We start from the raw sequence: 10,752 nt of genomic DNA, 5'->3' as shown, positions 1-10,752 counted from the left end.
TTACTGTTTACTATTTGTATATATTTATATAGAACGATAAAATTTAGAGCTGAAAAATTTAAATCTGAACATTACATTTTACACTATATAAAAATATAAAAATATATTAATATATTATGAAAAACATATAAATTACAGCATCTTATATAAATAGCATATTATATTATATTATATTATATTATATAAACTCAACTTTTCTATTTTGAATTTGTTTTTGAGTTACAGACAGATTTATTGTCGTAATTTCTGTAAATAAACGACTAATTCGACTTATTTCGTTAACTTCTTGTAACATAAATAAAAAAGCATGCCATGATAAATAATTATTTAAATACTTAGTTGCTACTCCATGAAAATTCGACAACCAACGAGATAATTTATGGTTATACATATGAACATGATGTACAGAATAAATTAAATCTTTCATTCTACTTCTGGCTTTTTTGAACTTAACATTAAGTTTAAACGCAGCTTCTCTATATAAACCACTACTAAAAGCACATATAGTTGAATTTTTATCTAATTTGCCTTCAAAGAACGACACAATATCTTGATATTTTCTATTAATATTTGACACTAAAGGAGGATTTTCTACTATTCTTGTAAGAACATGGCCATTTCTATCCATAGCTGTACTAATTTTTACTTGAACTGGTTTTAAATATTTTTGTGGATTTTTTAATAAATAATCACAGTTTCTAAAAGTCCAACCGACACAACGTGACAAATCTTCATATTCAAAATTATAAAAATAACGATCTTCTTCAATAGTTTTTTTAGGACTTTTACCTTTAAATGATTCATTTAGATTATATTCATCTGCAGAAATAATTCCTTGAAATGATTGATTTCTCAAGGATAAATTTAATACATCTAAAATCCTATGGCGCATAAAAAATGATGTTGGTATGCTTACACCTACTTTTTGAGCACAATGTTTTATTGTTCCACCTTCTATCATAAAACGACAATATTTTATCCATGTATCGAGACTTAATTTAGTATTAGAAAGAGGTGAAAAACTTCTTTCATCAAATGTAGTTCTACAATTTTTGCAAATATATCGTTGACGATTATTTGTTTTCCCATTTTTATTTAACTTAGAATGTCCACATTTTGGACATTTTAATCCATTTTTAAACCTTCCTCGAAGTATTTCGATATTTTTTTCTGAATCATTAGGGAAATTTCTCAAAAATTCGTCATCAGAACCCAATACGATTCCATAATAGTAGGCCATTTTTATTTTATTTTGAATTATATTAATTAAAGATTGCAACTCTTTTTTAGTCAAGTTATTAGTTAAAGATTCTAGGTTTTTAGATGCAAAAACACCATGTTCTTTTGGGACAGACATAAATTCACCACCTTATACGATAAATAAAATACAAATAAATAAGATCTTAAAAGTATATTCTCTACAAATATGAAGATAAAAAATCAAGATAAATAATAAAATGAAATAATAAAATGAAATCACTTGATTGTAATTAAAGAATTTAACTATAGTAAATTATATTTAAGTAATTTCAAACAAATGTATTGTATTGATTTTAATATTATATAATTTGAATTAAAAATATTATAGATAATTTCATTATGTCCACATCAGGGAATAATATACATTTTTCACAAAGTTATTTAATAGAGTTATAATGTGGTGAATAAGTATAAAATATGGTGAGGGAGTATCTATATAAGAGTAAATGTAGGGGAAGAAGTGATAATTAGTGTAAGGAAATAATACAATAATTTAAATATAATATAGGATAGATAAATCAGATATAGATAAAATGAATAAATAAAACATAAATAGATTAATAAATTAAATATAAATAGAATTTATAAATTAAATATATATATCATTTATAAATTAGATATTAACATAAAATTAGATATTAATTAGACAGGAGATAGAGTCGAAGATTGTAAAATTATAATTAATTTGGTAAAAATATAATTAAACGTGGAACACATTTTTTGAAAATCCATATATATTAAGTAAGACCAAAACCAATTACAATATATAAAACTCATTCCGAATTACTCCAAAGGGGAAATCCCTGTAGAGAATTATAAATTTATTTTATGTACAATCATTTTATATTCAATAATTCATTTTATACTATTTCCTGCATTGGGGTTATATGCAGGAAATTTTTTTTGATATGAAGCTAGGCTTTTTGTGCCTCGGCTATTTTTTTTGTATTTCTATTGTCTAGTTCTTGTTTTAATTCTTTTAAATATGGAGAGAATTGAACTTTGTCTGCACCATAAGTAAATTGTAAGTCGTATTCTAGAGGAATCCAAGTGCTTATGTCGGCTTCGTTGTGTTGGATTACGGCTTCTAGATTATCAAGGGCTTTGTAAAGTTTTGCTTCTCCAGTTTTTAATTCTATCATTTCTGTTAAAAGATCTGAGAATTCTTCTCGATATGGTTCTGGAAATGTTGAAACCCAGTTGAAGAATACTTCATCTTCTTTTTGGCTGTCTTCTTCTTTTTTATCAAATGCAGGTATATCACCTGTGAATGCTTCTCCTAAGTCGTGGATTAAGCACATGCGAATTACTTTGTCCATGTCTAGTTCAGGAAATTCATCACGCATTAATAAGGCCATTAATGCAACACGCCAGCTGTGTTCTGCGACGCTTTCGTGGCGGCCTGAAGATGTCCATGAATGTCTTGTGTTACATTTTAGTTTTTCGGCTACTTTTAAAATTTCTAAAAATGTTGATGTATTCATATGAATTTCCCCCTGTCAAATTTCTTTATAATAGTATAACAAATAAAATTTGATATGACTATGACCATTAACTAGAAGAAGTTATTTATTTTTAAATTTATAAAAGTAAAAATAAATGTGGTTATTGTAACAAAGTTCTACATTATTTATAATAATTTTAGAATTAAATAATAAAGATATCTATTTGATATAAGATATTTATTAAATAAGAAGATAGCTAACATATTGAGTTAATATAGGATATTTATTTAATACAAGATAGCTAATATATTTATTCGATATAAGATACCAAAGATATCGATTTAATAAGAGACAGAATAAAATTTAAAAATGGACAGTATAAAAAGGAGGAAATTATGTCATATATCGAGATAATAGACGAGTATAAGAGGTACCAGGTGGGGGACAGTGTGGTTGCTGCTAACAATGGTGTTAGTTTTTCAATAGAAAAGGGGGAATTTGTTATAATTCTTGGACCGAGTGGAGCAGGAAAGACAACTGTGCTTAATATTCTTGGTGGGATGGACAATTGTGATGAGGGCCAAATTATAATTGATGGCGTTGATATTGCTAAGTTTAATAAAAAACAGCTTACGAATTATAGACGTTATGATGTGGGATTTGTTTTTCAATTTTATAATTTAGTTCAAAATTTGACGGCGAAGGAAAATGTGGAGCTTGCAACTCAGATTTCAAAAGATGCTCTTGATGTTGATGAAACGCTTGAGCTTGTTGGGCTTGGGCACAGAAAAAACAACTTCCCATCACAACTTTCTGGTGGTGAACAGCAGAGGGTTTCGATAGCGAGGGCAATTGCGAAAAATCCAAAGTTACTTTTATGTGATGAGCCGACGGGTGCGCTTGATTATAAAACTGGGAAACAGGTTTTAAAAACGTTACAAGACACGTGTAAAAGAACACAGACAACAGTAATTGTAATAACTCACAATTCGGCTCTTGCTCCAATGGCGGATAGGGTTATCCACATAAGGGATGCAAAGGTTAAGGAAATTAATATAAATGAAAATCCAGTATCAGTTGATGATATAGATTGGTAGGATGTGATATGGCAAAAAATAAGACTTATAATAAATCAATCAAAAGGGAAATTGCATCTTCAAAGGCGAGATTTATCTCAATAATGGCGATAATTTTTTTAGGAGTTGCTTTTTATGCAGGGATTAAATCGAGTGGGCCTGATCTTGAAAAAACAATAAATGATTATTTTAATGAGAGAGGGCTTATGGACAGTAAGATTGTTTCGAGTCTTGGTCTTAATGAAAATGATTTAAAATTGTTAGAAGATAACGATAAAATAAGCGACTATTATGCTACAAAAAGCGTGGATGTAAATATGACAAACACGAAAAATGTTGTCAAATTTATGGAGTACAAACAAAATTCGACTATGAATAAGTTAGAAGTTGTTGAAGGAAGAATGCCTAAAAATAGTGGTGAAATTGCACTTGATGAGCAGGCATTGAAAGACAACCCTAATTTAAAAATTGGCGATACTTATAAAGTAGAATCGGACGAAGATACGGAAGCATATTTTAAAAAGAAATCTTTTAAAATAGTAGGTTTTGTGCAAAGTCCAATGTATATAGACTACCTTTCGAGGGGTACAACGACTGTCGGAAAGGGAAGTATAGACTATTTCGCGGTGATAAATAGCAAAGACTTAGACCTAGACACATATACAGAAATCTATGTGAGATTTGCAAATACGGCCAAGTTAGGTGCGTATAGTGATGAGTATAAAGAGACAATGGAGAAAAATACAAAATACCTTGAGGATTTATATTCAAAAAGGCAAGTTGAGCGAATTGAAGAAGTGAAAGCTGATGCTAAAAAATCTATGGAAGATGAAATGCAAAAACAGATGGAGCAGATGATGAAATCATCTGGACAAGGAGTTTTAAATCAGCAAAGTGGTGAAGTAGCAAATCAGCCAAATAGCAAGATTATAAATCAGCAAAGTAGTGAAGTTGTAAATCAACAAAATAGTAATGTTAATCAAGGTGGTAGTCAGCTTTCAGGAGGAAATTTATCTTATCAAGGGGCAGGAATGGCGACTAATCAGTCGGCGATTATTGATGAGAAGATAAGTGAGTTGGATAAGCAGCTTGCGGGAAGTAAGTACTATTATTTTGATAGGGAAGACAACTCGGGTTATTCGACTTATAAGGGATCGATTGAGAGTTTGGACAAGATTGCGTCTGTGTTTCCTGTGTTCTTCTTCTTGGTTGCGGCGTTGATTTGTTTGACGACTATGACGAGAATGGTGGAGGAAAATCGTACGGAGATAGGTACGTTGAAGGCACTTGGGTATAGAGATTATGAGATAGCTAAAAAGTTTATCGTGTATGCAACGTCAGCAACCCTGGCGGGAAGTGCGCTTGGAATTGCTGTTGGGTGCGGGATACTTCCGCAGATAATAAGCCAAGCCTACGGCTCTGCGTTTATGCTACCAAAAGTCAAACTACAGCTATATCCATCATATATAATACAGTCGGTGTTATGCTCGCTAGTTTGTACAGTAGGAGCGTCGATATTTGTATTAAAACAAGAACTTCACGAACAACCATCAGCGTTGATGAGGGTTAAGGCTCCAAAAGTAGGGAAAAAAATCTTGCTTGAGAGAATAACTCCAATTTGGAAAAGATTAAACTTCAACCAAAAGGTAACTTGCAGAAATCTTTTCAGATATAAACAAAGAATGTTGATGACGATTATAGGAATAGCTGGGTGTACAGCTATATTAATAGCAGGGTTGGGACTTCAATATTCAAACGACAATGTAAGCGACATACAGTTTGGCAAGATAATAAAATACGATGCACTTGTAGTATTTGGTGAAGATTCGACACAAGAAGACGACAAGGAATACGAAGATAATTTAAAAAACTTGCCTGAATACAAAAGCAGCTTAAATGTATATCAAGACTCAGTTACGTTTAATAAAAAGACAATAAGCAAGCAAACGGCGACTATGTATGTACCAGAAAAACCGAAAGAATTATCTAAGTATATGGGATTATACAACAGGGAGACTGGTGAAAAGTATGAGTTAAGCGACGATGGGGCTATTATAAATGAAAAATTAGCGAAACTTTTAGATGCAAAAGTTGGCGACGAGATAGTTATGAGGGATTCTGAAAATAATCCATATAAAATAAAAGTCGATCATATTACGGAGAATTATTCAGGACACTATGTATATTTATCACCGACATATTACAACAAGGTATTCGGACAAAAAGCGAGCTATAACGCGCAACTTTTAAACTTTAAAGACAATGTAGATGACGAGGATAAAGTAGCCGAAAAAATAATGAACAACAACAAAGTCACAAATGTGACATTAGCATCTAAGATAAGAAGCATGAGTGAATCAGCGGATTTAGGGCTAGTTATGTTAGTTATTATAGGTGCATCGGGAAGTTTAGCATTTGTCGTTTTATACAATCTTATAAATATAAATATATCTGAGCGTATAAGAGAGATTTCGACAATAAAAGTGCTAGGTTTCTACGACAATGAAGTCGACATGTATATATTCAGAGAGAACATAATCCTAACTCTTTTAGGAATTCTTGCAGGCTCTGTATTAGGTCGATTCTTATATTTATTCCTAGTCAGCACGTCAGAACTCGACAATATGATGCTGATACCAGTAGTTCATATGGTGACTTATGTAATAGCGGGGATCATCACAATGATTTTCGCCGTATGTGTTATGTTTATGATGCATATAAGATTGAAAAACATAAATATGATAGATGCATTAAAATCAGTCGAATAGAAGAGAGCAGAATAAAAGTAAGCAAAAGTAGGTGTATATAAAAATACCCCTACTTTTTTTAATTATAAGGAAATTATATATTATCTGGTTTGTGGATAATGTATAATTTCCAACCTATTAACTAAAGCAACGGACACAGTCGTTAGCGCCATGAACGAAGTGAATTTTAAGCAACGGACGCAGTCGTTGGCGCAATGAGCGAAGTGAATTTTTTTATTTTACAGGTGGGCGCGATATAAGCAAAGCCAGGTTCAAAAAATTTTCAAATTTATTTGATTATTTTTCGAACAATTTTAATGTATAATTATAGTATGGGCAGTTTTAGTTCGAGCATAAATATAGTCTAATTTAATTAAAAAAGATAGATTATTTATAAAAAGGGGGAAGATAAAATGAATGTTATAGGTCAAGTTGTTGAGCACAAATCTCTTGGGGAGGGGAAAATTTGTGATCATAAAATCAGAGAGAGAGAGTCATATATTATCGTTGATTTCTCTGGTGACCAAAAAGAATTCCAATTCCCAGATATTTTTAAAAACATTATTAGAGCGAAGGACGAAAAATTCAAGGCTTATGTGGCTGATTTGGTACAAAAAAAGGAAGATATAGATAGAAAAGAGGCAATCATCAGACAAAGAGAGATTGAAAAAGAACAGAAAAATCTTATTAGGGATGAGCCGATAATTAGAAAGACAAAAGTAGGAAAGAGAGCGAAAAAGGAAGGTAAGAAAATAACTTCTACAAAGGAAAAGGGCAAGCATAACAAGAGTGATAAAGGGCATAATATAGCATTTAAGTGCAATTATTGTGATGGTGGTAAGTCCAGCGAACAAGTTGGATTTAGTGGGATATGTAGTAACAGAACGATTGCTCAAAATATCGATAGGGGCAGGGGCGAATGGTGCAAATTCCAAGACTGCGCATGTCGACATTATTACGACAATATGATTGATAGAGATAAGTTGGAGCAAATTTATGAAGATGAGGGTATTTGCTATGAAAGTGATTTGTTGAAAAATTGGACTGCATATGCAGGCGCTACCCTCGATGAAAAAAGGGAGTCAGTTCCAAGAAGAATAGTCGGAGCGAAGGAAAATCACCTTGCAATCTTAACAACTGTAAATCCAGACATGGCAGAAGACAAGCGATATATATTTGCGGTGTTTTTGATTGATGAGGTGTTTGCGGGCGACCCTGAAAATAACGAAGAAGGATACGTTATGTCGGCTCCAAAATCGAGATATAGAATAAAACTTTCAGAAGGTGAAGCGAAAAAAATGCTCTTTTGGAATTATTACAGCAACAGCGGAAAAAAGGAAAACACAAGATGGGGAACTGGCTTGTTTAGATATATGACAGACCAAATGGCAGTACAAGTTTTGAGAGATATTGCAGACATGAAAAAGGGTACAAAGTACGAAAAATCTGCAGATGACCTTCTAAAATATTTTTGCAGCATAAACAATATCGACTTAACAAGTATCGGCCCCGAAGTAGGCGCATTAAAACAAAGTGAGTAATAAAAAGTTAGTAATTAAGAAGCAAGTAATGAAATAGAAGTTAGTAATAAAAAGCGAGTAATCAAATCGAAGTCAGTAATATAAATTTGGCAGTATTATCATATAGTTTCCCTAAAAAATAAAGGACAATCTATGACATTTAAAAATAATCATTTAATATCATACACGACCTGCAATAGCAACGACTGTAACCGCATTTATAGGAGCTAATTCGATTATAAATAACAAATGATTTAAATTTTAGATATATAGTTTGATTAAGCAGTGCTTGTGCGCTGCTTAATTTAATTGTGATGAGGGGAAGTTTTTCTTGATGAGGGCGAATGAGTCGATAGAGCATATTTTTTCGGAATTATATTCAATAAAAGAAAACAGAAAACCTGGGTATTTAAAGATAAAAGTATTGGAATTACTACTTTTTTTGAGTGATTTAAAAGGAGAAGATGCGTTTAATGAGATGGAGTATTTAAATCGAAACAGGGTGTATAAGATGAGAAAAATCCACGATTTTATATACATATAAATATGTTGGATATGATGAAAACACAGGATTTTATCAATTTGAAACAGCTGACAAAGATGCAGGCGAATTCACTTACTTCTGCTTAGCACCCGACACACCACAATCAACTTATCATATTGAGTTTCGCTATGGCAGTGATTTAGACGAATTATGCAAATATGACCAAGGTAAATATGCTTATTGGATGGCATCAGGAATACCAGTGGATGCAGATGAACAAATGGCAAAAGATGCAATCAATCTATTCTGCACAGAAAATTTATCAAACTCTGAAAAATAATATTAATATTTAAATAATGTTTCGGTACTGGAATATTGTGGTATACTACAATTAAAGACCAAAATGGGAGGGGTATAACATGATAGAAATAATAAAACCAGAAGAAATATTAGCAGAGTTAGAAAGAATAACTCAAAAGGATCTAGAATGTATATATATCACAACAAATGCATTCGATATATATTTAAATGATGCGAGTTCGCTAAAGATGGACACAAACAAGGGGATAACTGGTATATATTTCAACACAAATGTGAACATGGAAAAATTCAAAGTAGATTCTATTGAAAAATTAGTACATGCAACAGAAGCATTTGACATGTTTACTGAGTATTATGATGAAGATGACGAATACGACTATTACAGAATTGACTTCAAAGACAGCGAAGTAAAAATATTCTTTAATAATGAACTATAAAACGAAAGGCTAGGTAGCAATACCTGGTCTTTTTATATTAAAAAACTATATGTTGGAATAAAATACAAATGAATATAAAAAACGTTATAATATAAATAGGCATAATTACGATATACTAAAAATAATTTTTATGGGGTTGTATAGAGTAGTTATTGATAAGAGATAAAATGGGAAAAGGGAATATTAAAGGAGAAATTTAGCATTATGGAACAATTAAACAACAATGTGATAGGGGAGTTTTTTGAAAAATTAGGAATACTAGAGGAAAATGATAGAGATGAATTTTTCAAGAAAATAGATGAAAAGCATAAGGTGAATTTAACACAAGATTTGGATTTGGCAGTAGCTCTTAGAAAAGATAAAGGAAACGGAAAAATATACACGGTAAAAAATAAAGATTTAGAAACAACTATGGATTTTGCCGGATATTACTATGATTTATATAGACAATTTTTTGCATGGTTTATAGATTTTAAAAATTCATATGATAAAAACCTAGATGGAAAGAAAATACTTGATTTAGGATGTGACAATGGTATAACTACTTGTTTTATTGCAAATCTTTATCCAAATTCAGAAATAATTGGTGTGGATAAGTGTAAAAAGGGAATTAAATGTGCAGAGGAAATAGCTCAAAAACTAGGGGTTGAGAATGTAAAGTTTGAAGCAGTTGATGCAAAAAAAGTGGACAAATTCTTTAAAGAAGAAAAATTTGATTTAGTTATATCTAATAGATCAATGCTTGAAATTACTAATTTACCTAAATTAAAAAGCTTTTGGAGCATAGATGAGGTTGAAAATTCAATAGTTGTTGCAAATAGTGTACTTAAATTCTTCAAAAGCGTAGAAAAGGTAATGACACATGATGCAAAACTTATAACATTCGAGAGATTAGATGGTCTTGAAGAGATATTAAACTTTATAAAATCTATGCATGCATCAGGATTATATGCAGATACAGATGCTATGTGTAAAATCCAATTTAACGAACTTAATGATGTTGAACAAATGCCACTTATAGTATTTGATAAAACTGAAAGAGATGAAATAGGATTTTATGATGCTATTGAAATATATAATAAACTTCCAATTTTAAATAAACAAAAAGACATAGAAGACGAATTTGCAATAGAACTACAATTTAAAGCACTTGGCGAAAAAGAATTAGTATATGGTACACAAATAGACTATAAAACTGGAGTAGGTAGTGAGAGAAGAGAAGTTTGGAAAGTTGGAGATAAATATGTAACTTACAAATACAGTAATGTTGGCCGTAGAGAATTAGTAACAGAAGGAATAGAAAAAGATAAAGCTATAAATGAAATCAGAGCAATGTCTAACTTTATCGGAAGAATTGGTCATAAGGTTACAGAATATCATAGTATAGAAGAGAGAGAAAAACTTGTAAAATAGATAAAAACTCCCATGTTGATTTAAATTTCGATGTGGGAGTTTTTAATAT

The 10,752-nt window shown here is 31.0% G+C and carries 8 protein-coding genes; 6 read left to right on the top strand and 2 right to left on the bottom strand.

Annotated features, from left to right (window positions below; translation table 11 throughout):
• Positions 1–178 precede the first annotated feature (178 nt).
• Together ABCM86_RS00890 and ABCM86_RS00885 are read right to left on the bottom strand one after the other, a co-directional pair.
• Complete coding sequence (locus tag ABCM86_RS00890) at positions 179–1,357, bottom strand: IS1595 family transposase (RefSeq protein WP_343003259.1); 1,179 nt, start codon at positions 1,355–1,357, stop codon at positions 179–181.
• A gap of 817 nt (positions 1,358–2,174) precedes the next feature.
• Positions 2,175–2,744, bottom strand: coding sequence for an HD domain-containing protein (locus ABCM86_RS00885; protein WP_195930799.1), 570 nt, complete (start codon positions 2,742–2,744; stop codon positions 2,175–2,177).
• A 356-nt stretch (positions 2,745–3,100) separates the two neighbouring features.
• Between ABCM86_RS00885 and ABCM86_RS00880 the strand changes: the two genes are divergently transcribed.
• From ABCM86_RS00880 to ABCM86_RS00855, 6 genes are all read left to right on the top strand, one after another.
• Positions 3,101–3,802, top strand: coding sequence for an ABC transporter ATP-binding protein (locus ABCM86_RS00880; RefSeq protein WP_195930800.1), 702 nt, complete (start codon positions 3,101–3,103; stop codon positions 3,800–3,802).
• A gap of 8 nt (positions 3,803–3,810) precedes the next feature.
• The gene (locus ABCM86_RS00875; RefSeq protein WP_343003258.1) at positions 3,811–6,549 is read left to right on the top strand and encodes an FtsX-like permease family protein; all 2,739 of its coding nucleotides are present in this window, start codon (positions 3,811–3,813) and stop codon (positions 6,547–6,549) included.
• Positions 6,550–6,941: 392 nt separating this feature from the next.
• Positions 6,942–8,069: a hypothetical protein gene (locus ABCM86_RS00870; protein ID WP_343003257.1), complete on the top strand. Its 1,128-nt coding sequence runs from the start codon at positions 6,942–6,944 to the stop codon at positions 8,067–8,069.
• A 313-nt stretch (positions 8,070–8,382) separates the two neighbouring features.
• Entirely contained in the window at positions 8,383–8,592 is a 210-nt protein-coding gene (locus ABCM86_RS00865) for a hypothetical protein (protein ID WP_295677719.1), read from the top strand.
• A 359-nt stretch (positions 8,593–8,951) separates the two neighbouring features.
• Positions 8,952–9,290 (top strand): hypothetical protein, encoded by a 339-nt coding sequence (locus tag ABCM86_RS00860; RefSeq protein WP_195930804.1) that lies wholly within the window; start codon positions 8,952–8,954, stop codon positions 9,288–9,290.
• Between the two features lie 204 nt (positions 9,291–9,494).
• Entirely contained in the window at positions 9,495–10,703 is a 1,209-nt protein-coding gene (locus tag ABCM86_RS00855) for a class I SAM-dependent methyltransferase (RefSeq protein WP_195930805.1), read from the top strand.
• Positions 10,704–10,752 lie beyond the last annotated feature (49 nt).

The sequence above is a fragment of the Clostridium sp. 2218st1_F5_2218SCRN_220325 genome (genome assembly GCF_039062665.1).
In the GTDB taxonomy this organism is placed as follows: domain Bacteria; phylum Bacillota; class Clostridia; order Peptostreptococcales; family Peptostreptococcaceae; genus Intestinibacter.
Note: the sequence above shows the minus strand (reverse complement) of the source record. Positions and strands in the feature narration are given on the sequence as shown.

Bases quoted from the DNA above. Each gene is read 5' to 3' on its own strand.
- ABCM86_RS00890 (WP_343003259.1), bottom strand. From the start codon at position 1,357: ATGTCTGTCCCAAAAGAACATGGTGTTTTTGCATCTAAAAACCTAGAA.
- ABCM86_RS00885 (WP_195930799.1), bottom strand. From the start codon at position 2,744: ATGAATACATCAACATTTTTAGAAATTTTAAAAGTAGCCGAAAAACTA.
- ABCM86_RS00880 (WP_195930800.1), top strand. From the start codon at position 3,101: ATGTCATATATCGAGATAATAGACGAGTATAAGAGGTACCAGGTGGGG.
- ABCM86_RS00875 (WP_343003258.1), top strand. From the start codon at position 3,811: ATGGCAAAAAATAAGACTTATAATAAATCAATCAAAAGGGAAATTGCA.
- ABCM86_RS00870 (WP_343003257.1), top strand. From the start codon at position 6,942: ATGAATGTTATAGGTCAAGTTGTTGAGCACAAATCTCTTGGGGAGGGG.
- ABCM86_RS00865 (WP_295677719.1), top strand. From the start codon at position 8,383: ATGAGGGCGAATGAGTCGATAGAGCATATTTTTTCGGAATTATATTCA.
- ABCM86_RS00860 (WP_195930804.1), top strand. From the start codon at position 8,952: ATGATAGAAATAATAAAACCAGAAGAAATATTAGCAGAGTTAGAAAGA.
- ABCM86_RS00855 (WP_195930805.1), top strand. From the start codon at position 9,495: ATGGAACAATTAAACAACAATGTGATAGGGGAGTTTTTTGAAAAATTA.